Annotated in this window: 21 protein-coding genes; 15 read left to right on the plus strand and 6 right to left on the minus strand. The window is 42.5% G+C overall.

Annotation, left to right across the window (positions count from 1 at the left end):
* The first annotated feature begins 18 nt into the window (after positions 1–18).
* The 12 genes from FY557_RS17795 (at position 19) to FY557_RS17850 (ending at position 14,687) form a co-directional block, all read left to right on the plus strand.
* Entirely contained in the window at positions 19–795 is a 777-nt protein-coding gene (locus FY557_RS17795) for a hypothetical protein (protein ID WP_317131791.1), read from the plus strand.
* A gap of 41 nt (positions 796–836) precedes the next feature.
* On the plus strand, positions 837–1,835 hold the full coding sequence (locus tag FY557_RS17800; RefSeq protein ID WP_149248593.1) for a 2Fe-2S iron-sulfur cluster-binding protein: 999 nt from the start codon (positions 837–839) through the stop codon (positions 1,833–1,835).
* Positions 1,836–2,000: 165 nt separating this feature from the next.
* Positions 2,001–3,065 (plus strand): NADH-quinone oxidoreductase subunit NuoH, encoded by a 1,065-nt coding sequence (nuoH, locus tag FY557_RS17805; RefSeq protein ID WP_149248594.1) that lies wholly within the window; start codon positions 2,001–2,003, stop codon positions 3,063–3,065.
* 113 nt (positions 3,066–3,178) lie between these two features.
* Positions 3,179–3,736 (plus strand): NuoI/complex I 23 kDa subunit family protein, encoded by a 558-nt coding sequence (locus tag FY557_RS17810; RefSeq protein WP_149248595.1) that lies wholly within the window; start codon positions 3,179–3,181, stop codon positions 3,734–3,736.
* Positions 3,736–4,233: an NADH-quinone oxidoreductase subunit J gene (locus FY557_RS17815; RefSeq protein WP_149248596.1), complete on the plus strand. Its 498-nt coding sequence runs from the start codon at positions 3,736–3,738 to the stop codon at positions 4,231–4,233. Before FY557_RS17810 ends, FY557_RS17815 begins: the two co-directional genes overlap by 1 nt.
* A gap of 4 nt (positions 4,234–4,237) precedes the next feature.
* Positions 4,238–4,567, plus strand: a complete 330-nt coding sequence (gene nuoK, locus FY557_RS17820) for an NADH-quinone oxidoreductase subunit NuoK (RefSeq protein WP_027380123.1) — start codon at positions 4,238–4,240, stop codon at positions 4,565–4,567.
* 2 nt (positions 4,568–4,569) lie between these two features.
* Positions 4,570–6,483, plus strand: a complete 1,914-nt coding sequence (nuoL, locus tag FY557_RS17825; RefSeq protein WP_149248597.1) for an NADH-quinone oxidoreductase subunit L — start codon at positions 4,570–4,572, stop codon at positions 6,481–6,483.
* 2 nt (positions 6,484–6,485) lie between these two features.
* Positions 6,486–7,979: a NuoM family protein gene (locus FY557_RS17830; RefSeq protein ID WP_149248598.1), complete on the plus strand. Its 1,494-nt coding sequence runs from the start codon at positions 6,486–6,488 to the stop codon at positions 7,977–7,979.
* Between the two features lie 16 nt (positions 7,980–7,995).
* Positions 7,996–9,381: an NADH-quinone oxidoreductase subunit N gene (locus tag FY557_RS17835; RefSeq protein ID WP_149248599.1), complete on the plus strand. Its 1,386-nt coding sequence runs from the start codon at positions 7,996–7,998 to the stop codon at positions 9,379–9,381.
* 810 nt (positions 9,382–10,191) lie between these two features.
* Complete coding sequence (locus FY557_RS17840) at positions 10,192–11,634, plus strand: hypothetical protein (RefSeq protein ID WP_149248600.1); 1,443 nt, start codon at positions 10,192–10,194, stop codon at positions 11,632–11,634.
* A 33-nt stretch (positions 11,635–11,667) separates the two neighbouring features.
* Entirely contained in the window at positions 11,668–12,207 is a 540-nt protein-coding gene (locus tag FY557_RS17845) for a hypothetical protein (RefSeq protein WP_149248601.1), read from the plus strand.
* A 176-nt stretch (positions 12,208–12,383) separates the two neighbouring features.
* The gene (locus tag FY557_RS17850) at positions 12,384–14,687 is read left to right on the plus strand and encodes a GAF domain-containing protein (RefSeq protein WP_149248602.1); all 2,304 of its coding nucleotides are present in this window, start codon (positions 12,384–12,386) and stop codon (positions 14,685–14,687) included.
* A 52-nt stretch (positions 14,688–14,739) separates the two neighbouring features.
* Here the strand turns inward: FY557_RS17850 and FY557_RS17855 are convergent, their stop codons facing one another.
* Positions 14,740–15,906 carry a Pycsar system effector family protein gene (locus FY557_RS17855; protein ID WP_149248603.1) on the minus strand — a complete coding sequence of 389 codons (1,167 nt, stop codon included), beginning with the start codon at positions 15,904–15,906 and terminating at the stop codon, positions 14,740–14,742.
* A gap of 26 nt (positions 15,907–15,932) precedes the next feature.
* Here FY557_RS17855 and FY557_RS17860 point away from each other — a divergent pair, with 26 nt between their 5' ends.
* A complete protein-coding gene (locus tag FY557_RS17860; protein WP_149248604.1) occupies positions 15,933–19,643 on the plus strand; it encodes a metallophosphoesterase in 3,711 nt (1,236 codons plus the stop codon).
* Between the two features lie 80 nt (positions 19,644–19,723).
* On the opposite strand, the gene FY557_RS17865 is transcribed toward FY557_RS17860, so the two are convergent.
* From FY557_RS17865 to mazG, 4 genes are read right to left on the minus strand one after another with little or no spacing between them, the layout of a single operon-like run.
* Entirely contained in the window at positions 19,724–20,503 is a 780-nt protein-coding gene (locus tag FY557_RS17865; protein ID WP_149248605.1) for a hypothetical protein, read from the minus strand.
* Positions 20,504–20,530: 27 nt separating this feature from the next.
* Positions 20,531–21,400 carry a hypothetical protein gene (locus FY557_RS17870; protein ID WP_149248606.1) on the minus strand — a complete coding sequence of 290 codons (870 nt, stop codon included), beginning with the start codon at positions 21,398–21,400 and terminating at the stop codon, positions 20,531–20,533.
* A 2-nt stretch (positions 21,401–21,402) separates the two neighbouring features.
* Positions 21,403–22,482, minus strand: a complete 1,080-nt coding sequence (locus FY557_RS17875) for an FUSC family protein (RefSeq protein ID WP_149248607.1) — start codon at positions 22,480–22,482, stop codon at positions 21,403–21,405.
* Positions 22,483–23,250, minus strand: a complete 768-nt coding sequence (gene mazG, locus FY557_RS17880) for a nucleoside triphosphate pyrophosphohydrolase (RefSeq protein ID WP_149248608.1) — start codon at positions 23,248–23,250, stop codon at positions 22,483–22,485. It lies immediately after the preceding gene.
* 391 nt (positions 23,251–23,641) lie between these two features.
* Here mazG and FY557_RS17885 point away from each other — a divergent pair, with 391 nt between their 5' ends.
* The gene (locus tag FY557_RS17885; protein WP_149248609.1) at positions 23,642–24,694 is read left to right on the plus strand and encodes a hypothetical protein; all 1,053 of its coding nucleotides are present in this window, start codon (positions 23,642–23,644) and stop codon (positions 24,692–24,694) included.
* An 892-nt stretch (positions 24,695–25,586) separates the two neighbouring features.
* On the opposite strand, the gene FY557_RS17890 is transcribed toward FY557_RS17885, so the two are convergent.
* Complete coding sequence (locus tag FY557_RS17890; protein ID WP_149248610.1) at positions 25,587–26,159, minus strand: hypothetical protein; 573 nt, start codon at positions 26,157–26,159, stop codon at positions 25,587–25,589.
* A 179-nt stretch (positions 26,160–26,338) separates the two neighbouring features.
* On the opposite strand from FY557_RS17890, the gene FY557_RS17895 reads away from it, so the two are divergent.
* Positions 26,339–26,578 carry a helix-turn-helix domain-containing protein gene (locus FY557_RS17895; protein ID WP_149248611.1) on the plus strand — a complete coding sequence of 80 codons (240 nt, stop codon included), beginning with the start codon at positions 26,339–26,341 and terminating at the stop codon, positions 26,576–26,578.
* The last annotated feature ends 114 nt before the right edge of the window (positions 26,579–26,692 follow it).

The raw sequence follows: 26,692 nt of genomic DNA on the forward strand, positions 1-26,692 counted from the left end.
CTCCTGGATTATCAGGAAATGAATGTGAAAAAGGAAAAGCCAATGCCTTTGACTAAAAAAGGTCAGGTCTTCGCTTTCTTCGGATGGAACAGAGGCGCTTTCAGCAACTCGGATATTCACTTCACCGGAAACGGTTATGATTTTCAACTCAACAATGTATCGGCGAGAGACAGACCTACGAAACTTGGAATTGTATATATTGATCCGTCATGGTTTACCGTAGTTCAGTATAATTTCAGGGCAGGTTATTTTATTAAAGATAATTTAGCTTTGGTTTTAGGAATCGATCACATGAAATATGTAATGAACCAAAACCAGACCGTTGATTTTTCAGGAACAATTTCCGACCCGAAATATGCATCAATGGTTCAGAACGGACAGGTGAATTTATCAGATGAGCAGTTCCTTACCTTTGAACATACAGATGGTCTCAATTATGAAAATTTAGGCCTTGAAAAATATAAAAATCTTGTTCACAAGAAAAATGTAGACCTGGTATGGTCTTACGGAGCCGGTCTCGGTTTCATGTTTCCGAAAAGTAATGTGAAGCTTTTTGGCAATGAAAGAAGTGACCGCTTCCATGTAGCCGGTTTGGGAACTGATCTGAGATCGAGCTTAAACCTGGTTTTCTGGAACCACTGGATGATCAGGGCAGAAGCCAAAGCCGGATACATCAACATGTGGGACATTAAAACCACGTTGAACAACAGACCGGATAAAGCCCGTCAGGATTTTGTTTTCGGACAGGTGCTGGCAGGAATCGGATATACATTCAATACAAAAAAGTATAATTAAACAGAGCTTAATGGCTAAGGCATAAGCGAAAAGCATAGAATATGAGCGAAGAGGTTAAAAAATTTAAAATAACTATAGACGGACAGACTGCCGAAGTTTTGCCCGGAACTTCTATCCTGGAAGCCGCAAGACAGATCGGTGGAAAATCGGTACCTCCGGCAATGTGCTACTACAGCAAATTGGAAACCAGCGGAGGAAGATGCAGAACCTGCCTGGTGGAAGTTTCCAAAGGGTCTGAAGCAGATCCGCGTCCTATGCCGAAATTGGTGGCCAGCTGCAGAACCAATGTGATGGACGGTATGGAAGTAAAAAACCTTACTTCTGAAAAAGCACAGGAAGGCCGTAAAGCCGTAACCGAGTTTTTATTGCTGAACCACCCGTTGGACTGCCCAATCTGTGATCAGGCCGGTGAATGCCATCTTCAGGATCTTGGTTATGAATACGGTAACGAAAACACCAGAACGGAATTCGAAAGAAATACCTACGATGCGGATGACTTAGGTCCTCACATCAAACTGAATATGAACCGTTGCATCCTGTGTGCAAGATGCGTCCTGACCGCTAATCAATTAACGGAAGAAAGAGAGCACGGAATCCTTTTCAGAGGGGATCACGCTGAAATTTCAACCTATCTGAATAAAGCATTGGACAACGACTTTATCGGAAACGTTATTGATGTTTGTCCGGTAGGTGCATTAACGGACAGGACAGCTCGTTTTTCCAGCAGGGTTTGGTTTACGAAACCGATGAATGCTTCGTGCAGCTGTGGAAAATGTTCAGGAAAAGCCGTGGTTTGGATGAAAGGCGACGAAATCGTAAGGGTAACCGCCAGAAAAGACCAGTGGGGCGAAGTGGAAGAATTCATCTGCGATACCTGCCGTTTCGAAAGAAAAAGCTTAAGCGACTGGAATATCGAAGGGCCTAGACATATCGACAGACATTCGGTAATTTCCCTCAACCATTACGAGAAGCCTAAAGACGAATTAAGAGTCTTAGACAACCCAATGGCAAAAGAAATCAGCGAAAAAGACGAAAAATAAAAAAATTGGATGCTGGAAGAAGGAAGCTGAAAGTTTAAAACTTTCCCTCCGCTTTCAACATCAGCCATTTAAAAATATAAAAAACCGGTAATGTGATGATGAGTTGATGTTAAGATGTACTGAACATCCGCTTCCAGCTCCCATCTTCAAAACATTTAAACTAAAATGGATTTAATTACATTTAAACTTATACTTGTATTAGCCCTTTTCCTGCTTTCGCTGACGATTGCAGCCTACTCTACCTGGGCGGAACGAAAAGTGGCCTCGATCATGCAGGACAGGATCGGCCCGAACAGAGCAGGACCTTTCGGATTGCTGCAGCCCCTGGCGGATGGGGGAAAGTTTTTCTTTAAAGAAGACTTTACCCCTGCCAATGCGGAAAAATTCCTTTTCGTGCTGGGCCCGGCTTTGGTAATGTTCATTTCACTGATCACCGGAGCAGTTATTCCATGGGGTAAAAGTTTAAATATTGCCGGCACTTCTTACGATCTTCAGGTGGCCAACATCGATGTGGGGGTTCTTTTCATTATCGGAATGGCTTCCATCGGGGTTTACGGAATCATGATCGGAGGCTGGGCCTCCAACAATAAATATTCATTATTAGGAGCCATCCGTGCTTCTTCCCAGATGATTTCTTATGAACTGGCGATGGGATTGGCTTTGCTGTCCATCATCATGATGACGGGAAGCCTTGATCTGAAAGAAATTACGGCCAGCCAGACCAACGGAAAATTATGGGGTATTATTCCATGGGTATCGGGTCTGAACTGGAATATTTTCTATCAGCCGATTGCTTTCCTTGTATTCTTCGTAGCTGCCCTGGCGGAAACCAACAGACACCCTTTCGATTTACCGGAATGTGAGTCTGAACTGGTAACCGGATATTCTACGGAATACTCATCAATGAAACTGGGACTGTATATGTTCGGTGAATATGTGAACATGTTTATTTCCAACGCATTTATGGTGGTTCTTTTCTTCGGAGGATATAACTATCCGGGGATTGAGTGGGTGACGCAGCACTGGGGGGAAAATACCGCAGGAATCCTGAGCATCGTAGCGTTTTTAATTAAAACCATTATCGGAATCCTGATTTTCATGTGGATCAGATGGACGCTGCCGAGATTCAGATACGACCAGCTAATGCACCTGGGATGGAAAACGCTGATCCCAATGGCACTGGTGAATTTATTGATTACCGGAGCAGTGATTTTAGCCTTCGGCAGTTAAGCATTTGAAATTAAATTAATTTGAAAATTTGATAATGTGAAGATGAGTTGATGTGATGATGCAATTTATTTCCGTCTCCGGCTTTCATCTTCTAACATTTAATAATAAAAATAATGAAACTTACAAACAGATCAAAAGTTGTTTCCAATAAAGAAATGACCCTTGCTGAAAAAATCTACCTGCCTGCCATTTTTACAGGAATGGGGATTACCTTTAAGCATGCTGTAAGAACGGTGCTGAAAGGAGCTCCGGCAGTGTATGCCTATCCGGAGGTACAAAAGCCGAGAGCCGAAATCTGGAGAGGCCAGCACGTTTTGAAAAGAGACGAAGAAGGCCGGGAAAGATGTACCGCCTGCGGATTGTGTGCAGTGGCCTGTCCTGCAGAAGCCATTACCATGACGGCTGCTGAAAGGACAAAGGAGGAAAAGCATCTGTACAGAGAAGAAAAATACGCATCGGTATATGAAATCAATATGCTGAGATGTATCTTCTGCGGGATGTGTGAAGAAGCCTGCCCGAAATCTGCGATTTATCTTACCGACCGGCTAGTAGATGTGGAAACCAACAGAGGGTCTTTCATTTACGGAAAAGATAAATTGGTGGAAAAAATAAATGAAAGGATTGACATCACTGAAAGACAATCCGAGAAACAAAAAAATGCGGTAAAATAATGGATCAGTTTTTATTTTTCTTGGTGGCGTTTTTAGCAGTGGCCAGTGCGGTATATTTCGTATTTGCCAGAAATCCTTTATATGCTATTCTGTCATTAATTGTTACGATGTTTTCGATTGCAGGCATGTACATTCTTCTGAATGCACAGTTTCTTGCAATTATCCAGATCATTGTCTACGCCGGAGCCATCATGGTATTGTTCCTGTACATCCTGATGATGCTTAATCTTAATAAGCAAGACGAGAGTAAGAAGAGCAATACTTTAAAATTTGCCGGAGTTTTTACGGCAGGTCTTGTTTTGATCGGCGTTTTGGGGGTGTTCAGAGGGGTACAGCAAAACCACGTGGTGGTTGAAAATGCAGACCGGGGCATCGGGCTTACCAAAAACCTGGGCAGACTTTTGTTTAATGAATATGTTTTACCGTTTGAGCTTGCATCCATCCTTATTTTGGCAGGTATTGTAGGTGCGGTATTAATCGGTAAAAAAGATTTATAAAATTATGGGAGAAGTAAATACATTTATACAAAGCATCCCTCTGAATTATTTCATCATTCTTTCGTCAGTATTATTCTGTCTGGGAGTGTTGGGCGTATTGTTGAGAAAAAATGCTATTGTTATCTTGGGTTGTGTAGAGCTTATGCTGAATTCGGTAAACCTTTTACTCGCTGCTTTTTCAGCGTACAAAGGAAACGGCGACGGACAACTTTTAGTGTTCTTCATTATGGTGGTGGCTGCTGCGGAAGTGGCAGTAGGCCTGGCAATTATTGCTATGCTTTATAGAAATACCCGTTCTGTTGATGTAAGTATATTTAATAAATTAAGAGGATAAGAATGGAAAATTTAGTGTATGCAATAATACTTTTACCCCTTTTAGGTTTTCTTATTAACGGTTTATTCGGGAAAAATCTGCCAAAAATTGTAGTCGGCAGCCTGGCAACGGCAATGGTCTTTGCTTCTTTCTGCATTGCAGTAAGTATTTTCCTGGGTTTCAATTCCGAAAGCCAGCCGGTTATTGTAAAAGCCTTTGAATGGTTCAGGGTAAACGGGGTTCAGATTAATTTCGGATTCCAGATTGATCAGCTGTCTCTGATGATGGTAATGATCATTACGGGAATCGGTTCTTTAATCCACCTCTACTCTATCGGATATATGAGCCACGATAAAGGATTCTATAAGTTTTTCACTTATCTTAACCTGTTTATCTTCTCCATGCTTTTATTGGTCATGGGAAGCAACTACCTGATCCTTTTCATCGGATGGGAAGGTGTAGGATTATGTTCTTACCTGTTGATCGGATTCTGGTATACCAATGAAGAGTACGGTAAAGCAGCAAGAAAAGCATTCATCATGAACAGAATCGGTGACCTCGCGTTACTGATCGGGATCTTCATGCTGGCTTCTCAGACGAACGCTGTAGATTACCTTACGATAAAAGAAAATGCAGGAAAATTTGAACTGGACGGAAGCGTAATTATCTTTATTACGGCAAGTTTATTTATCGGTGCTACCGGTAAATCCGCTCAGGTTCCTTTATATACATGGCTGCCGGATGCGATGGCCGGCCCTACTCCTGTTTCTGCGTTGATTCACGCGGCGACGATGGTAACGGCAGGGATCTACCTGGTGGTACGTTCAAACTTCTTATTCACCCTTGCACCGAGCGTTCAGGATATTATTTTATTTATCGGATTCCTCACGGCTGCGCTGGCAGGATTCTATGCACTGCGTCAGAACGACATCAAAAAAGTATTGGCTTACTCTACCGTTTCACAGCTTGGATTCATGTTCATTGCATTAGGATTGGGTGCTTATACCACAGCGATGTTCCACGTAATGACACACGCTTTCTTTAAAGCTTTATTGTTCCTGGGGGCAGGTTCTGTAATCCACGCAATGAGCAACGAGCAGGATATGCGTTTCATGGGAGGACTGAAAAAATACATTCCGATTACCCATGCCACTTTCCTGATCGGAACCCTGGCAATCTCCGGATTCCCTTTATTATCGGGGATGATCTCAAAAGACGAAATTCTTGTAGCTGCTTTTTCTAAAAACCCGATCTATTGGGTAATGCTATTCATCCTGGCAGCAGTTACGGCAACTTATATGTTCAGACTGTATTACCTGACGTTCCACGGAGCATTCAGAGGTACGGAAGAACAGAAGCATCACCTGCACGAAAGCCCGTCTAATATGACGCTGCCATTAATCGTTCTGGCTATCCTTTCCGTAGTAGGCGGTTTCATCAACCTTCCACACTTCATCGGGCACGGCCACTACGCCAAATTAATGGAATGGCTGAAGCCGGTGCTTACTGAGGAAAGTTACAACCAGATGGAATCTACCCTTTCAGGAGTTCCTTTCGGGACTGAAATGATCCTTTTAGGGGCGACGGTTCTGATGTTCTTTACAGTTTGGTTTTTGGTTAAGAATACATATGTTAATAAGAAAAAGCAGGCTTTGCCGGAAGAAATGTATACCGGATGGGAAAAGCTGTCTGCGAGAAAACTATATGTCGACGAACTTTACAATGCGATTGTTGTAAAAACGGTAGAAGGATTAGGACGCGGAGGAAGAATGTTTGATAAAGGGATTCTGGACCGTTTTGTAGATTTCGTGGGCGATGGCGCTGAAGACAGCGGAAGAGCCATGAAGCGTATCCAGAACGGAAATGTAGAGAACTATATTCTTATCATGTCTTTGGCAGTGGGAATTATATTAATTGTTAACTTTTTATTACAATAATAATGTCGGGTTTGTTATTAACATTATTGCTATTACCTCTTGTAGGTTCGGGATTAGTTTTTGCCTGGAAAAACAATTCCAGCAAATATTTGGCACTGGGAATTGCGTTGGTACAGATGCTGGTTACCTTCTACATTGCAGCGGATTTTGATTTTAATCCGACCGTAGACAGCGTATTGCAGCACGAGATCAATTATCCATGGTCACAATTTATGAAGAGCTCTCTTCACTTCGGTATCGACGGGATGAGTCTGCTTCTTTTATTGCTGACGAATATTTTAACGCCGATTATTATTTTATCTTCATTCAATGAAAATGTAAGTTACAGGAATACCTTCTACGGTTTGATCCTGATGATGCAGTTTGGTCTGATCGGGGTGTTTACTTCGCTTGACGGCTTGCTGTTCTACATTTTCTGGGAAGTAACTTTGATTCCGATCTGGTTTATCGCCGGACTTTGGGGTCAGGAAAATAAAAGATTTGAATTCACAACAAAATTCTTCGTTTATACCTTTGTAGGATCATTGTTCATGCTGGCAGGATTGATTTATGTTTATAATCATTCGGCATCTTTTGCACTGACGGATCTTTACAATGCCCAGCTGAACGAAACGCAGCAGACCGTGGTATTCTGGTTTATCTTCTTTGCTTTTGCCGTGAAGCTGCCGGTATTCCCGTTCCATACATGGCAGCCGGATACCTATACCTATTCGCCGACTCAGGGATCGATGCTTTTATCAGGGATCATGCTTAAGATGGCGATCTATGGGGTAATGCGCTACCTGCTGCCGATCACACCACTTCCGATTGCGGGGATTTCGGGACAGATTGTTATTATTCTGGCCATTATAGGAATTGTTCATGGAGCTCTGATTGCGATTATCCAGACTGATATGAAAAAAATCATCGCGTATTCGTCTTTCTCTCACGTTGGATTAATGGTAGCGGGTATTTTTGCCTCTGCCGTGATTTCTTTAAGAGGAACCTTCAATATCGAAGGGGCTGAAGGAGCTTTGGTACAGACATTCGCTCACGGGATCAACGTGGTAGGTCTGTTTTACTGCTGCGATATTTTATACAAAAGATTTAAATCAAGAGACATCAGGCAGATGGGCGGCCTTGCAAAAGTAGCTCCTAAGTTTGCCGTGCTGTTTCTGATTATTATACTGGGTTCGATGGGAGTTCCATTAACCAATGGATTTATCGGAGAATTTATCCTGTTGAAATCCGTATATGATTTCAACGGATTGGCAGCGGTGATTGCCGGTCTTACCGTTATCCTTGCTGCAGTCTATCTGTTGAGATTCTACGGAAAGGCTATGTTCGGACAGGGCGATGAAGCAGTACTGAGTACGGCAAAAGACCTTTCTGCAGTTGAATTTTCGGTATTGGCAAGTTTAGCTGTTTTGGTGATCGTATTTGGGATTTTCCCACAGCCGATTATCGAAATGGTGAATAGTTCGTTGAAGTTTATCTACCAGTCAATGGTAAGCTAATTTGATATTTTAAGAAATGAGTGTTTTAATTATTGTTTTCCTAACGGCAGTTGTTGCGTTATTTTCAGGAGTTTTTGAACAAGGGAAATTCGCAAGATACATTGGGATTTTGGGATTAATCATCGCATTATGGGTAAGTTTTATGCCGGAGCTTTCGTTCTTCGGACAGTACAGGCATATGTACGACTACACCGGAAATACGGCGCTGTTCACTAAAATATCAATCGTAACGACTTTATTGTTGTTCTTTTTGGGAGGTTTTGCATTCAGCAACCACAGAAGCCACCAATCGGAACTGTATGCTTTGATGCTTTTTGCCCTTTGTGGCGGGATCATCCTTTTCGGATACCAGAATATGGTGACTTTATTCCTTGGAGTTGAAATTCTTTCTATTCCATTATATGTAATGGCAGGGGCCAACAAAACGGATCTGAGATCAAATGAAGCTTCGATCAAATATTTCCTGATGGGTGCATTCGCAACAGGTTTCCTGTTGTTCGGGATTGCCTTTATCTACGGAAGTGTCGGAAGCTTTGACTTATATAAAATCCAGGATTTCGGAGTTTCCAATCCTAAAGACGTAATGTTTATTCTTGGGGTATTGCTCATTCTTTGTGCCCTGGCATTTAAAGTAGCATTGGCGCCTTTCCACATGTGGAGCCCGGATGTATATTACGGAGCCCCCTCATTGATCACCGCTTTTATGGCGAGTGTGGTAAAAATCTCAGGATTCTTTGCCCTGTTCAGATTAATGACCATCGGATTCGGTGGCGTTACTGCGGAATGGATCAACGTTTTCGGGGTGTTCCTGATCATTACCTTATTGTTGGCGAACGTAATGGGCCTTGCCCAGACCAATGCCAAAAGGATGCTGGCGTACTCTTCCGTTTCCCACGCAGGATATATCGGATTGGTATTCTTCGGAATGACAAGCCTTTCCACGTACAACCTGGCTTTCTACCTATTTGCCTATGCTTTATCAACCGTAGGGGTTTTCATGGCCCTGATCTATGTTGAAAAACTAAAACGGGAAACCTCTTTCGGAGCTTTCAAAGGGCTGGCAAAAACAGAGCCTTTACTGGCGACCGCTGCGGCAATTTCCATGCTTTCAATGGCCGGGATTCCATTAACTGCCGGCTTTATGGGGAAATTTGCCCTGTTTTCCCAGGCAATGAATTCAAAGCACGGGGTGTTCCTGGTATTGGTAGCCGTATTGGGATCTGCGGTTTCTATCGCTTACTACCTGAGATTAATTATCTCCATGTTCTTCTTTAAAGAAAGTACATTCAAATCTTCAGAAAAAGTAACACTAACGTACAATATCGTGGCCGTATTTGTGATCGCCTCGATTATTGTTCTGGGTGTTTTCCCGGACCTGTTTGCAAAACAGTTCGGATTATAAAATATATTTTAAATGAATAAAGTGAGCACAGCCTGATGGCTGTGCTTTTTTATATAAATTATTGCAGGGTCAGAAGTCTATTTAACAATTGATATCCTTAATCAGTACCCTTACCTTAGAATAAGCAAAAAATTTTATTAAACCGATCTTCTTTTACTCCGTACACCTGTACAACGGCGTCTTATTTCAATATAGACATAAAACCCGTGTTATTGACAGACTCCGATATTAACGGACCGTATTTATTGCTGTCATCTACAAGTGGAATATATTATGCCGAGCCTACTAAAGTCCTGTTGCCATCTGAAATATTCAGCAACCGGCAAGCTTTCTTAATATTCCATAACATCATATCTGATACAGCTCTGGATCTATCTAAAATAAATTATCCGTAATCATTTGCCTCATCCTTTGTAATTGACTTTAATAAATTAAGGCATTATTATCAATGGTTTCATTCTCAAATAATTAATATTTTTATAAAAGAGACATTAGAAGCTTATAATTTAAACAACATATCATTTATTTATAAAAAATTTTAATAAAAATCATCTCATTTATTTAAATTATAAATAAAATCTTATACTTTGGCATTCAAATTGTGTATATTGCAACGACTAATAATCTATGCTAAACATAAAACCGTGAGGATTTTACATTTTATCGTTTACTGATAATTTTCCGGGGAATACTTAATGCTGCTATAGAACAATATATATTGTTCTGATAAGAATTTCACTCTATATGATAAATAAGAGTGCCTATATCTCTATGTCTTAATCTAAATAATTAAATAAAATAATAATGACCATGAAAATTGTAAATCAATTATCTCCATCCATGAGACAACGCCTGAGGCAGGCTTTGTTTTTCACCTTATGTCTTCCATCGGCAGCTTTTGCCCAGACCAGGATTATTGTAAATCCCGGGCTGGAATTTGGCGTTACCAACGGAACAGTTGCCCAGCATGATGCCAATTTCGGATCAGGTGCTGCTTTTGATGCCGGATCAGACGTCACTTCTCCCTGGTACACCTCTCATCCGGCACAGAATGGTGTCTGCTCACCGGGTTTTGTTGGCCAGTGCCACCCTATCGAAGTATGGGGAACCGGATTCAACGGGATTCCGGCTGCTCAGGGGACCAACTTCGTAGAGCTTAATGCTTATCAGGCATCGATGATCTATCAGAACATGTATTTAAGCAACGGCGACGACATCAATTACTCATTCAGGCACAGAGCCCGCGGAGCAACTTCCGAACAGGCAGCCATGGTGATCGAGGATGAAAATGAAGTAAATATTGCCACTGTTCACACAACGACCCTTCCTTCAAGTACAGCAGCATGGTCCGTTAACCAGGGTAGCTATACCTTTACAGGCGCTACCGGCATTTACAGAGTCGGATTCCGGGCCCTTAATTCGTCCAATGCAGGTTTCGGCAATCTCCTTGACGACATCCGGGTATCTTTAAAGCCTATTATAGATTTCAAATTTTCCAATCCTTTGGCTTCCTGTGAGGGCTCAAGCCATGGATACCTTTTTATGAGAGTCAATGGTGCGGTCATGGGGACAACAACCATAGCAATCGAAATTATAGATTCCGGTACCGGTATGCCGTTTATTAATGATAATGATATTATTTTAACTGGTGTATCGAATTCAAACGGTACGCCATCGATTTCCCATACGCCGGGTACCAATATTTACTTGGTAACAATACCTCCGGGCAATTATGACGGCGGAACTATCCCGGGATATATGAGCCCCAATAATGATATAGACGGTATCGCTATTAATGTTTCCTCAGTAAATGACGGTACTGATGAACCTACCGAATCGTTCAAGTTCGAAATCAAGCCGCAGGGCACGAACGGCTCCACAGATAATTTCTTCTCCGATATGTCACCCGTATACGGCGATACCTATTATCCCCAAACCGGCGAATATTCTATCCAGCGATGTATCTGTTATGATGATGCCAATACTTCAGGCCCCGGCATTGACTCAAAATTCGGGGTCACGCTCCTCAGGACCGGAAGAGACAGCGGCAACTGGCCTATGGTAAGGAAATCGGCATTGGCCGTCCTGGAATCCAACAGCAAAGGTTTTGTCATCACCCGGATGAATACGGCACAGATCGGTGCCATCACAGCTCCTCAGGACGGCATGATGGTATACGATACCGATGCCAAGTGCCTGAAAGTATATGACGGCAATGCCTGGTATTGTTTTAATACCCCAACCTGTCCTTAATTGTAACCTCTTATAAATTCCAATAAAATAATCATGAAAAAAATCATCGTGTGCCTATTTACCGCACAAGCCCTCATCATAAATGCCCAGGTCATCATTGGTGATGCCATTGGTACGGCTTATGATAAAACATCTGTCCTCCTGGATTTTTCGGCCAACCAAAATAAAGGCATTGTTTTGCCTTATGTACGCACGCTGCCCCAGAGCCCTTCTGAAGGAACGTTGGTGCTGGATGCAACCACCCCTTCCCAGGCAAGGGTAAAATATTATAACGGCAGCTGGATCGACCTCAGCTCACAGGACGCCGATATTACCGGTCAACTTTCAGATCAGCCGACGAACGTACAGACCACGGAAGTGCCGGGAGCAAAAACCATTATCGGGGCAGCCTCCACCGCGGCAGACGGCGTCCTGGTTCTGGAATCAACGACCAAATCCATGATTCTTCCGATTGTAGATGATGTGCAGAACATCATTAATCCTTCACCTGGAATGATCGTGTATATCAACAAAAGCGGCTCCAAACGCCTGGCGGTTTACAATGGCAGCAAGTGGTCTTTCTGGAAGCCATAAGAGTAAATTCAATAAATAATATTTCAAAATTAATTTAAATCATAGAATTTTAATCAAGTGTTAATGCAATCTCTCTGAAAACCTCTTATGGGGTTTTCTTTTTTTTAGTGGTTATCTCGACACAGATGCTCACTACAAATCACGGTTTTTTCATACCTTTACTCTAAATTTCAGCTTTGTCAGACCTTTATAAAAAAGACACTCCCTTTCAGGTGTACATCTCATTCGGAAGATATCTGGATGTGCTGGAACATATCCGGTATAACGACCGGCTGGAATACCGGGTCAACTATGCAGAGTCTTTAATAGAAAAAACGAAAAATTTCCAGGAACTCCGGGACGGATTCCAGGACACTTCCCTACTGGAAAAAAATGAAGACCTCATCCGGCTTTTGCTGGCAGATCTCTTCCCCACCGGATTGACCCACAATGAAATAAAAGCGGCAAGCATTCCTCTTTCAAACATTACCTTCAATTACACCGAAAGGTTTAAAGCCATTCTGAAAGATGCCGGGAAAGATTTTTCCATTGAGCTCAGGAACATTGATGACGATGAGTTTTATGTATTCTGCTGCTGCCTGATCCTGCAAAGCTATTTTAAAAGAGATATTAAGAGCAACCTGCCTTTTTATTATGACATTCCCAACCGGCAGGGTGTCATGAAACATTATAAAATTTCGGTAAATGCCGATTTTACTGAAGTATATCCTACGGAAGATGCCCGGATTCCATCGGAGGAGGTGATTGATATGCTTCTTGAAAACCTGGATGATTTTAAGCTCTGGAAAAAATATTTCCCCTCAAAATCCTGGATTCTGAAAGGGTTCTCCATTGTTTCGCTGGTTGACTGTACCTCCGAAGTGGCACTATCCGATCTGAAATCAAGCATGATCCAGATCGATCCCGAAAATATAAAACCGGACGAAAACCTGGTTGAAATTTTCAAATCCTATTTTGATGTTGCCCAACTGAGCTTTGGGCTTATGCTCTTTAACAAAAAAGACCAGCGTCTGGAAAAGCTGCCGATTTACGAAAACGTTTTCACCAATCATATCCTGGATTTCTGGATCAATACCTTCGATGCGGAAACCAGAAAGAAGACCTTCACCAATCTCAATTATAATTCCAGGCCCATCGTCGTTTCCAATATTGAAAACCTGGACCACCCTATCAAATCTTTGCCGTCGTTCAGCATTTTAAGGGATAACCACATCAACAGCTTTATGGTGATCCCGATCATGAAGGATGGCGAACTGATGGCCATGATGGAGTTTACTTCTCCCATTGCGAACAGCTTTAACGGATTAAAGCTCAAGAAAATGGAGTTTTTTACGGATATGATCCTGTTTTCCCTCAACCGCTTCAGTTTTGAAAAAAATTACCAGATCGAAGCCATCATTCAAAGGGAATATACAACCATCCATGACAGTGTGGTCTGGAAGTTCAGAAATGAAGCCGAAAAATACTTTAATGCTTCCCTGTCTAAAAAGATTTATACGCTGAAACAGATTTCATTTAAAAACCTGACGCCGCTTTTCGGCTTTTCCGATATCCGTTCCTCCTCGGAAAAAAGGTACTACCTGATGCTTGAAGATCTGAACCGGCAGATTGGCTGCCTTCATGATATTTTTCTGATCATCAACTCAGAATCTGAAAAATACCTGCTGGCTCTGGAAATTTTTGAGTACGAGCTCAATAATGAAATTAAAGCCGACACCGAACAGCGTTTCCAGCGACTGTTAAGGGACGAAATCCATCCTTTTCTCCAGGGACAGCTGGAAATAAAATCATCCGGTGAAATAAAATCAAAAATCAAAGATTATTTTGCACAGGTCTTTATCCAGAACGATCTCTTCTATACCCAAAGAAAGAGCCTTGATGACTCCATAACCCTGGTCAACAGAAAGCTTGCGGATGTACTGGACCAGGCCCAGCTCGAGGCCCAGCAGATTTTTCCGCATTATTATGAAAGGTTTAAATCTGACGGGATTGAACATAATCTCTACACAGGACAGAACATCGCTCCGGACCTTCATTATTCTTTTAAAATAGTGCATAAGCTGAGATACTGGCAGCTGAATACCATCTGCAATATGGAACGGGAATTCCGGAATTTCAAAAAAGATCTTCCGTTAGACCTCGATATTGCTTCGCTGATTTTTGTGTATAATGAAAAGATCGACATCCGTTTCAGAATGGATGAAAAACGTTTCGATGTGGATGGCGCCTACAATTCTTATTATGAAGTTATCAAAAAACGCCTTGATAAAGCGCATGTAAAAGATTCTGCCGACCGCATTACCTGTCCCGGGAAAATTACCGTCGTGTATTTCGGCATGGAAAACCAGCGGGAATACCTCGATTATATCGGCAGGCTGCAGAAAAAAGGGATTCTTCAGAATGATATTGAATTTTTAAAAGTTGAGGACCTCCAGGGGATTACAGGCCTTCTGGCTTTGAGGGTTTCCCTAGCCCAATGAAAAAACCCATCCGAAAAATGAATGGGTTAAACAATCTTTATTTTCCTGAATATTAAAGGCTCAGGAAAGCATACCCGAAAGACAGCACGGAAATAATAATCCCGGCCATGAAGATCTGATAGGTAATCGACAGCAGCCTGTATTTACGGTCCAGTACTTTTCCCAGATAATACAGGTCTTTCACCATGGAATCGTAAATATAATCCCGGTCTTTGATCAGAATATCCATTGCATTGCGGTAATCGTCAAAAATCATCCGGTTAAAATTTCCGAAGAACAACAGGTTGACCTTCCGGTCGGCCACATCCTGGGCGGTAAAGCGTACTTTGGTAACATTCGGCTTCGTGGACAAGATAGCAAATATTATCGTTAGAACACTGGATACCAAAAGTATAAAACTCGGAATAATCAGATGTGAATTTTTCGGCGCATCAAGCTTCGGTACCAGCACGGAAAGGCAGACCGAGATTATGATGGCATTAACGGACAAAAGGATATTCGCTTTGCTGTCTGCAATGTCGCTTAACCGGGTATGATTTCCCAGGGTTACCCTGAATAATGTATCTACGCTCCGGTCGGCTTTCGGCTCTTTCTCCTTTTTACTTTCAGAAAGTTCTTTTTTGCCGTCGTCTTTCTCAAGTTTCTTCTCGATCTTTCTGATGTTTTTTTCCTTCAGCGGCTGCCAGTTCTGCTTGGCGTAATCCGTATAAAAGCGGTGCTTGTTTTTAAGCATATCCAGATTGCCTGCATTCCACTCGTCATTGGAAAAGCAGCGGACATTCGTCAGTTCCCACTCTTTCCTTAAGTCATCGGAAATATCGTTGTAATCGTGGCTTGCAAAATGGCTGCAGTCGGCATCCTTTACGATTTTCTCCAGAAGGTTCCGGGGCTGATAGGTGATTTTGGTCGCCAGGATCAGCTGGGATATTTCTTCTATATCCTTCTCAGGGTAATTCTCATTCATCAGGAACGTTTTTGCAATCTTTACGCCGGCTTCCTCATGTTCTTTGGCACATTCTATGTACCCTGTATCGTGAAACCAGAGTGCCAGCAGTACTTTTTCCTGATCTTTCTCGGAAACATCCGTATTTCTGAGAATTTCCTCAGCTTTATTTACCGTAAATGTAGTATGTATGAAATTATGATAAAAGTATACCGAAGATAGTTTATCTTTGAATAAGGTTTCAACATAATCTTTGGCTTTCTGTAAAATATTCATCACCAAAATTTTATTAATGTAAATTTATGAATTTATACTTAAAAACGCATCTAAAAAATTCGTCTGTTGCGCTCAGGCTGGTACTCTCTGCCGGAGTGCTCTATTCCTGCGCCACCTATAACGTAAAAAAAGGGAAAAACTTATCTGAAGTAAGCCGTCCCGGCATCAGTTCCGGAAACGATTACCAGCTTTTCCTGGTAGGTGATGCGGGAAATGCGGATGAGCCACAGGCACAGCAGACCCTTACAATGCTGAAAAGCCAGCTGGATAGTGCCGGCAGCAACTCGATGCTGATTTTCCTCGGTGATAATATTTACCCGAAAGGAATGCCGGAAAAATCCGATAAAAATTATGAGACGGCCAGAAAGAAACTGGAAGACCAGCTGGCCATCACAAAAAACTTTAAGGGCAGAACACTGGTGATCCCCGGCAACCACGACTGGTACAGCGGGCTTGAAGGGATCAAAGCGCAGGAAGATTTCGTAAAGGGTTATCTGAATGATAAAAAAGCGTTCCTGCCTAAAAATTCCTGCCCGATTGATGACATCAGCTTAACCAAAGACATCAAGCTGATTGTAATTGATTCAGAATGGGCACTGCTGAACTGGGACAAATATCCGGGTATCAACAAAGGCTGTGATATCAAAACCCGTGAAGACCTTTTTGTGGAATTCAAGGATTTAATTAATAAAAACCAGGATAAAAGGATCATCGTTGCGATGCATCACCCGCTGATCAGCAGCGGGACCCATGCAGGATTCACTTCTGCCCGATCCAATCTTTATCCGTTTAAAGGGAAGATTCCCGCCCCCGGTGTGGCCAGTCTTCTGAATGTGGTGAGAAGCTCTTCAGGAGCCAGCCCGGAGGATATCAACAACAGCCGTTACGCAGATCTGGCCGGCCGTATCCGAAGCATTGTCCAGGACAAGGAAAATATTATTTTTGTCTCGGGGCACGATCATAACCTGCAATACCATAAAAGCCGCAACATCCGCCAGATCATCAGCGGTGCCGGCTCTAAGGTAGATCCGGCTTCGATAAGGGAAAATGCCGACTTTTCTTACGGCGGGAGCGGTTTTGCCGTGTTAAACCTCCGGAAGGACCAGAGCTCCGATGTGGAATATTTTTCTACCAAAGACACTACCCTGCAAAGCCTTTCCCATATCCAGGTGATGGCTCAACCGAAAGATTTTGTGAACAATTATCCCGATTCCTTTCCGGCAACTGTTACATCAACGATATATCCCGAAAAATTAACCCAAAAAGGAAAGTTTTACACCTGGCTTTGGGGCAGACATTACCGGAAATATTACAGCATGCCGATTGAAGCTCCGACCGCCAACATTTCCACGCTGGACGGCGGCTATACCCCTTTCCGCGAAGGCGGCGGGAACCAGTCGAACAGTTTAAGGCTGAAAGCGAAGGACGGCCAGGAATTCGTGATGCGCGGCGTGAAAAAAAGCTCCCTCCGTTTTCTTAACGCCATGGCCTTCAAAAGAAGTACTTTCGGAAATGAACTGGCCAATACCTTCCCGGACCGTTTCCTGCAGGATTTTTATACCACCAGCCATCCCTTTACCGTATTTTCAGTAAACAACATGGCTGAGAAGATAGATCTTTTCCACAGCAATCCCGAACTGTATTATGTACCGAAACAGAAAGGACTCGGACGATACAACAAAGATTACGGCAATGAAATGTACATGATCGAGGAACGGTTTTCTTCCGATCCGAAGACTTTACAGTACCTTGACAATGCTTCGGATGTGGTTTCTACCCAGGATGTATTAAAAAACCTGAGAAAAGATGCCAAATATTCCATAAACCGGGATGAATATATCCGAGCCAGGCTTTTTGATATGCTGATCGGCGACTGGGACCGCCATGAAGACCAATGGAAATGGGCAGAGTACAAGAAAGACGGAAAAATCATTTACCGCCCGGTCCCGAGAGACCATGACCAGGCATTCAGCAATTATGACGGTGCTGCCTTTAAAGTTATTATGAACGTTCCGGCAATCCGTCATATGAAATCATTCAAAGAAGAAATCAAAAACGTGCGCTGGATGAATATGGAGCCGTATCCGCTGGATATGATCCTCCTGAAAAATGCTGAAGAGAAAGACTGGACTGCCCAGGCCCAGTACATCCAAAAGCATCTTACGGATACAGATATCGATGAGGCCTTCAAAAATCTTCCGCAGGAAGTACAGGACGGAACCATCAGCGATATTCAGAGGAAACTGAAACTCCGGAAAACCGCAATTAATGATGCCGCTGTAAAATACTATCATGTCCTGCAGGAAAAAGTGCAGCTGGCAGGTACCGTAAAACCGGATAAATTCGTTATTATAAAGAACAGGAATGGAGTTACGGTAAAACAGTATAGCCTCAGCAAAGACCGCCCGGAGGAGCTGGTATTTGAAAAAACCTATGACGACAAAACCAGAGAGCTCTGGATCTACGGACTTGAGGAGGACGATATCTATGAAGTTTCAGGAGACGGGAATCCCAAAACCAATATCCGCCTCATCGGTGGCTATAACCATGATACTTATAACGTGGCAAAAGGCAGCCGGGTGAAAATCTATGACTTCAAATCACAGAAAAATACCTATAACGCCCGGACAGCTTCCAAACGGATTACCGATGATTACGAGCAGAATACCTACAACTGGAAGCATCCGAAATACAATTTCTTTGCAGGCTACCCGAATGCCAACTTCAATCCGGATGACGGCGTAATTTTGGGAGTGGTGGCCAATTACACCGTGAATAATTTTATCCGTGATCCGTTTACCCAGAAACATACCCTCAGGGCAAATATGTATACCGCTACAGGCGGATTTAATGTCGGCTACAAAGGAATCTTTAAAAAAGCCATCGGAGGATGGGATGCCGGAATTGACGCTTCATATACCACCCCGTTTTTCGCAAGAACTTTCTTCGGGCTGGGCAATGAAACCATCTATGACAAAGACGCAGTGGACCGGGATTATAACCGGGTGAGGATTTCACAGTTTAAATTTGCGCCTTCTGTTTCCACTACCGGCTGGCACGGACTGAAACACCAGTTCCAGCTGAGTTTCGAACAGGCCAAGGTGCAGAGAAACGACGACCGCTTCATTGCCGTTTCCCCGGATGTGAATCCTGAAGTTTTCAGCGGGCAGAAGTTTGCGGGAGCCAATTATACCTTCGGCTTCAGAAACCTGGACAACAATGCCTTCCCCACCCTCGGATTGGAACTGGCCCTGAATGCAGGATGGAAAGCGAATTTGTCGGAATTCAACCAGAACTTCGCTTCGTTCCAGGGAACGCTGAATATCTTCCACCGGATCGATAAGCGCGGGAAATTTGTCCTGGCCAATTCGGCCAACGCCATGATCATCAACAACAATAATTTTGAATTCTACCAGGCAGCAGCCATCGGCGGGAACAATAAAATGAGGGCTTACCGGAACGAAAGGTTTGCCGGAAAATCCTATTTTGTGAACAATACGGAAGTCCGTTGGGATTTCGGACGCATCAAGAACAATATCGCTCCTGCCAATATGGGGGTCCTGATCGGCTATGATCTCGGAAGGGTCTGGATGGACCGTGAGTCTTCCGATAAATGGCACCAGGGCGTAGGCGCCGGATTCTGGCTCAACATCCTGGAAATGTTCTCTGCAAGGATAGATTATTTCACCGGCGAAGACGGGGGCAGGATTTCAGGCGGTGTAGGCTTGAGTTTTTAGACAATTGTCAATATTTTACTGCCTAATGAGATCTTAATTAAATACATAATCCGCAGATGATTTTCTCTGCGGATTTTTGATTATTGAAAATATAGTATTATCTGACCGTCTGAATTATAACTGTATGTCCATTCAGCATTACCATATCCCGGAGGAAATTGTGTATTTTGCAAGTCTTTTACCGTATACGCTATTTTCCGATAATTATTTTCCGATAAACTTTTCTCATAGAAATTATCATTTGCCAAGTACAGCTTTTTATAAGGATTTTTTGAATGATCAAAATCCAGGTACATGGTGGTAGTCAATTTTTTATCAATACCACCGGACTTTTCCAGTTTTTCAGCTTTGATTAAATTTTTATGAGAATCGAAAAAATAGGTAGTGTAAAATTCCCAAGTGTACATTTTTTCAGAAACAACAATCTTATCAGCTTCATAAAAATAATCTTTTTTGCTGAACAGCAGATTATTTCCATCATACAATTCAGCCTTTTTAGGCCTCCCTTTTTCCATGGTATAAATAATCCTTTTAATATTATTGTCAGCAATTTCCGAATTTTCAACAGTTACCAGATTGTTATTATAAGACAATATCGAGTTCGGTTCTATTAAAAAAACATCAAAGCCTGCAAAAGTTTTAATTTTTCCGGAAATTTTTGTTAAGTTTCCTTGATTATAGGAAAATTCATAATTTAGTTTCGGATCTAAATTAGTAATTTTTGGTAATGCAGCGTACCTCACTGACATTTTTTCGGGTCCGTCAGCCTCTGAAGAAAAACTATTCTCATCTTCATCATGCTCTGTACAAGATAACAATAGTGCTGCAAAAATTGTTAAGATCGTAAGACTTTTATTCATGGTATTTATAAAGAACTGCAAAAATAATCAAAAATTAAATCCATACACATTCCCTCCTGTTTTTTTATCCTTTTCATCGGCTATAAGCAAAGTACGATCATCAAGGAAAACAACGGCTTCCTTTTGGGAATTATGGTTTAATGATACCGGATGGATTTCTGCTTTGCTGAAATCGTCAGCATTAAAACCGGTAAGCACCTGGATATTTTTGTGGTTTAATAAAACAATTTTGTCTTTGGTCCTGTTGATGGCAGCGGAAGTAATGGCGGCATCACTGTAGCCGCCTTTCAGTTTCAGTTTCCCTATTAATTCAGCCTGGAAATCCCCTGGCTGATTGGGAACTTTAAAAACAAGGAACGTCCCGTCAAAACCTTTGCTCCGGTTTTTGGTAAACAGATAAAAATTCCCGTTCATTTCTACAAAAGCTTCGCAGTCGTACAGCCAGTTGGACTTTTTAGGGGGAAATTCCGTCTGTCCTTCATAATGGAATTTCGTTTCCTGTATCACCCGGGTGGATTTCTGGGCAGCATCATTAAGGTCAATTTTTAAAATCGATAAGTCCTGCCGGTCATTGTCATTGTTCCCGAAGTCGCCGATGTACAGGTTTCCCTGAGCATCCGCCGTAATATCTTCCCAGTCATGATTTTCTGCGTTTTCCACCAGAACGTCAGCCGTTAAGCCGCCCTGAAGGTTTAAGCCATACACCACATTTTTGTTTCCCTGGTCTTCAATGGCCCAGAGGGTTTTCTTATCCTGGGACAAGGCTATTCCGGAGACTTCTTTCAGCTTTTTGGGCAAAGAAAATTCGACTTTCAATTCATCGGCTGCAGGAGAATCCTGAGCTTTCGGATTGCAGCTCCAAAGGAAAAATGCAGAAACAATAACAGCACGCCACATATTTATTTTTTTAATTTTTTAAACTTAAAATAAGAAAATCTTATATTTTTCTCTAATTTATTAATTATCTGCTGATGGTGAAGGAAAAATCCTGCCGCCAGACCGATCAGGCTTCCGATGATCGTATCCAGCAGCCTCGCGTGCATCAGCTGTTCCACAGGATGGTGGATTTCGCTTCCGGTTTCTGCCAGAAGAATGGTAAGCGGGGTGATAAAAGCTACGGCAAAACCGTAATTCCTTACAATCAGCAATTCTATGACAAACTGGAGCACGGTAATGATACCGATCATCACGAGCTTTTCAGGATTGAATAAAAGGATCAGCCAGGCGAATCCGATTCCGATAAAAGTCCCCAGGATCCTGTGCACATTGCGCTGCCTGACATGCTCGAAATTGCGTCCCTGAATGATGGCAACGGCCGCAATGGAAATCCAGTAGGTATTGTTGAACTTCAGGAGATGTCCGGCAATCAGGGTCAGCGCCATGAAAATACCGATAACGGTACTTTCGACGAACTTGGTATAGCGTCTTTTATTAAAAGCCCTTCTCGGTACGGTTACTACTTTGCTTTTTTCAATAAAAACCGAATACAGAAAAGCGAGCGAACACGACAGAATAGCTCCCATGGCCACCAGCCCTACCCTTACCGGAATCAGTTCCGGCTCAAAAGGAAATGTTCCGGCCATTGCAGCCACCATGATGAAGAAAAAATTCCCGGGCGGCGGCATCTTAAAATAGGAAGCCAGAAAGTGGGCCAGAAAAGCGATGATTCCCAATGCACAGGCTGCCGCATAAGCATTGAAGCCGAAAAATGAACTCAGGGTAAATGAAAACAGGATCCCGAAAGCACAGACTACCAGATGAACCATCCGCTGGGTAATGGGAGCTGAGGTAAAATACAAAATAACCAGTGCCCCGAGACTGGAAAGGCTTCCGTATCCGGGCTTTCCCATAAAATATCCAATGAAGAGGCAGCTGCCGATGCACAGGGCTGCCAGAAAAGGGAAATGCCATTTCCTTTCCGTCTGTTTGATTTCCAGCAGGTACTGGAACCGGTGATGCAGCGGATTTCTTACTTTCATCTACTGCAGGCGTTTGGCTTGTTCCCAAAGGACATCCATTTCTTCCAGCGACAGATCCGCGAGGCTGACCCCCTGTTCCGCTGCCAGGGCTTCCATTTTCCGGAACCTTGAAATGAATTTTAAATTGGTCCTTTCCAGTGCCGAATCCGGATTGATGCCTGAGATCCGTGCATAGTTGATCAATGAGAAAAATACATCGCCCAGCTCCTGCTCTTTTTTATGAAGATCGGTTTCGTCGTGGAATTCCCGGATCTCTTCATCCACTTTTTTCCAGGCATCTTCCGCATCATGGAATTCGAACCCGATGCCTTTTACCTTATCCTGGATCCGGTAGGCTTTTACCATGCTCGGCAGGCTTTTCGGGACACCGCCTAAAATGGATTTGTTGCCTTCTTTCAGCTTCAGCTTTTCCCAGTTCTGCTTTACCTCTTCCTCATCTTTTACCTCGGTATCCCCGTAAATATGGGGATGGCGGAAAATCAGCTTTTCGTTTAAGGAATTGATGACATCGGCGATATCAAAGCTTTCTTTTTCAGAACCGATTTTGGCGTAGAACACCAGGTGCAGCAAAACGTCGCCGAGTTCTTTTTTAATCTCCTGAAGGTCGTTCTGCAAAATCGCATCCGACAGTTCATAGGTTTCCTCCAGCGTCAGATGCCGGAGCGATTCCAGGGTCTGCTTTTGGTCCCACGGGCATTTTTCGCGCAGGTCATCCATAATATCCAGTAATCTTCCGAAAGCTTCCAGCTTTTCCTGTTTGGTATTCATAGTTTGGGAATTCAAAGTAATGCAAATTTAAGGTAAATTTTCTGTTGTGTTCTTTTGCCGTTTAAATCTCCCCCGGATTACACGGATTTCCACGGATGATTGGGTTTGCTTAACACATGAATCACAAAGAGAGTTTGTGATCGCCTGAAAATATTTTCAGAACACATCAGGGGAAATCATAAATTTTTAAAGCTTTTACCTCTTTAATGGTTAGCCCACGGAGATAACACGAATTTTCACTAGTTGTTGTGTGCTTCCGATATTTATCCGGTCGCCCACAAATGCCTTTTAGAATGACTAAACTTTTTCAAAATACTTATTATTCTTTGAAGGGTGACATTTTATTTACTAATTTTATAAAGCTGGAAATCTGTTTTACAAAAATACCATTATGGATGAAAGTATTTTGCTCTACCAGGTAAAGCCTGGAGATACCCTTGACAAAATCGCGGGTACCATCGGGATGACGGGAAATCAGCTGAAGGATTTCCACAAAACCCTTCTTTTAACGGTACTTATTACCTTTTTTTCTGTTGCCTGTAATAAATCCCAGGAAAAAACAACCTCTGCATCTGTAAAATCCGACACCCTTGTTCTGGATGACCAGGATATTGTTTTCGTTTCGCCAGGTGATCAGACAATAGCAGCCCTCAAAAAGAAAAACGGTGAAGATTTCTACACCATCGCAGACGATGCCAACAACTATTTTTCTGAAGCATCAACCTACCTGGATTCTCTGAAAGTATCTTATAAAAACGCTGATGATACGAAAGTATTCGCGTATAAAAAAGATAACAAAACCGTAGCCATTCCCAAACATAATAGCCCCTGGTATGCCGTATTTTATAAAGACGGAAAATATGAGACCGTCGATCTGATCAACGTAAGGGAGGCCTATCCGAAATTTTTCGGGAATGCGGTGGCGAAAAATTCAGGAACCCTGAATTCCAAAATGGTCATTGCCTCTGTTGCCGGGAATCAGTATTCGGTGGTGGAGGAAAAAGACTGTGATCTAAACAATGATCATTTTACCGACAAAATTGTTGTTTTGGCCAATAACCGCGACCTCGATCCGCAGGATCCCGATACCAAAATTGCGCCGGTACTGATTTTATTGAATGATCAGAATAAAAAATACGACGTTCTGAAAAACGAAAAGATCTACCCGAACAGTTTCGGGGATTCCTTCCGGAAACTGGTGGTGAAAGACCGGTTCTTTACGGTTGAACTCTTCAATGAACTGCCGGACGAATACACTTCGGAAAAATACATCACCTTTAAATTCAGTGAACCGTCAAAGGAAATCGTTCTTTCCAAATACGGGGAAAATACCGTCTGGAACGATGGCAAAAAGACGAACACCTTATGTTCTGAGAAAAATTTCGGCAAGATCCTGTTCCGGGATTACAATTCCGATGACATCCGGGCCAAATGTCCGAAGTGATGCTGAAAAATATTCTTCGTTTTTCGCGGTTAAAATCTCTTACAAAGTTGCATGGCCGGTGGCTGAGCTCGTCGAAGTCCAAATAATGGCGTGGCTTCGAGAGCCTCAGCCACCGGATAGCCGTTCCTTACAATGATGGTGAATAATTTCAACACCCTGTTTGTCATTGACTGCGTCGAATCTGTGATTTCCGTAGCGATCCGGATTTAGTAGTGGAGAATCGTATGGAAAGATTCGTAGCAGGATCCTCTAATGTTACGAAAAAATCTACTACAGATCGCGCAGATTTTCATAGATAATGCCCGTGGCTTCGGCTCCGCTCAGCCACCGGATAGCCGTTCCTCACAATGATGGTGAATAATTTCAACACGCTGTTTGTCATTGACTACGTCGAATCTGCCATTTCTGTAGGGATCCGGGCTTAGTAATAGAGAGAATCGCCTGTTAAGCATTGCATCCGGTGCCTACAAGTTTGCATTTAATGTTTTTATCTTGATGATCTCACTGATTTAATAACCAATGCAGCAAATGTGAGCAAAACCCCGGCAATTAAAAAAGGAACCCAAAATATGAAGCAAAATTCCGACAGGCTGATCGTAGTCCGGCTATAATTGCCCCGTGAAACAAACATTCCGGCTCCAAGGATCAGCATTAAAACCGAAGAAAGGATTAAAACCAGTCCGCTTGCAAATAACTTTTTTACTGAAGATTTTCTATTTTTAATCCTAAGATTTTCAGATTGATTGGTGTCGGAATTGTCTCTTTCCATAGTATTGTCATTATGATTGCTGCCTTTATTTCTGATTTTACTTTACCATCTAAAATTAAGTATAATCAAAGCTTTATTTTTAATTATTCCGTTTTATTATTTTACCCTAATTTTTAACACCATTTACGGTACCTCAACCTCAGCTTTCTCCGGCTGAGATTGCAAAAGATCCTTTTTCCTGTTCTTCCGTTCCACGACCAGCCAGGCGGCGTCCAGCATTTTGATCAGGTGGAGGTACGGGCCAACGATATTACGCTCCGGCACCTGGTTGAACGTTCCGAGCGAGAAATAGACAACGTCCGAAAGAAAGTCCTCCAATTCCTCTGGGCGGTACGCCTTAAAAGCTTTGCGGAACACCAGCACCGGATCGCGGTATTCTTCTTCTGAAAGCGAACCGTACCTCAGCGGATTGCCGGTCTCCGGATCGACCTCTCCCATCCATTTCCCGGATTTCTTCCGGAGGCACCACCCGGCCCGGATCAGCGACCGTAGCGACTGGTAGAAGTGAAAGACCACCGAAGGATCTTCCGGGATCCGCGTTTTCCCCTGTACCGCGTACTGCATCATCAGGTTGAGCCGCTCCTTCGCCGTGGCCAGGTCATGGAACTGGAAAAATACGTCCCCTAAAGCGACAGGTGAAAGTTTGCTCCGGCCGGACCAAAACCGGGATTCAAAGTCTATGTTGTTCTTTTTCATAAGTGTGTGTTTTAACGGCCTTCTCAACTATACAAAGAATTGTTATCCTACGGATATACTACAATCTATAAATAGTTATCTACTACTGTATCACAAATATATAAAAATCTCCTTTTGTTACAAGTTCTTGTAACAAAATTTATTGAAAAAATTACGCCCTTTGTATAAAGTCATAATACATGGATGCCTTACAGGAAGAAATATTAAAAAAATTTGGAGAACACGTTAAGAAAATCAGACTAGAATCTGGACTTACGCAGGATGATGTTGTCCTTAACAGTTCCAAATTGACTAAAGGCACTGTAAGCGATATAGAAAATGGAAAAAGAAACTTTGCGTTTACTACATTAATTGATTTGACCAAAGGATTGAATATTTCTCCTAAAGATTTAATGAATTTTACAATTGAAAAATCCTGACGAAATTTGAAGTTTTATTACTCAATTATTTCATTATATCAGTCATAATTTATAACAAAAAATTTATATTTTCTTAATAATTGTACTTTCTATTACAATTATTTCTCATTTTAT

The sequence above is a fragment of the Chryseobacterium sp. SN22 genome, assembly GCF_008329705.1.
GTDB lineage: Bacteria > Bacteroidota > Bacteroidia > Flavobacteriales > Weeksellaceae > Chryseobacterium.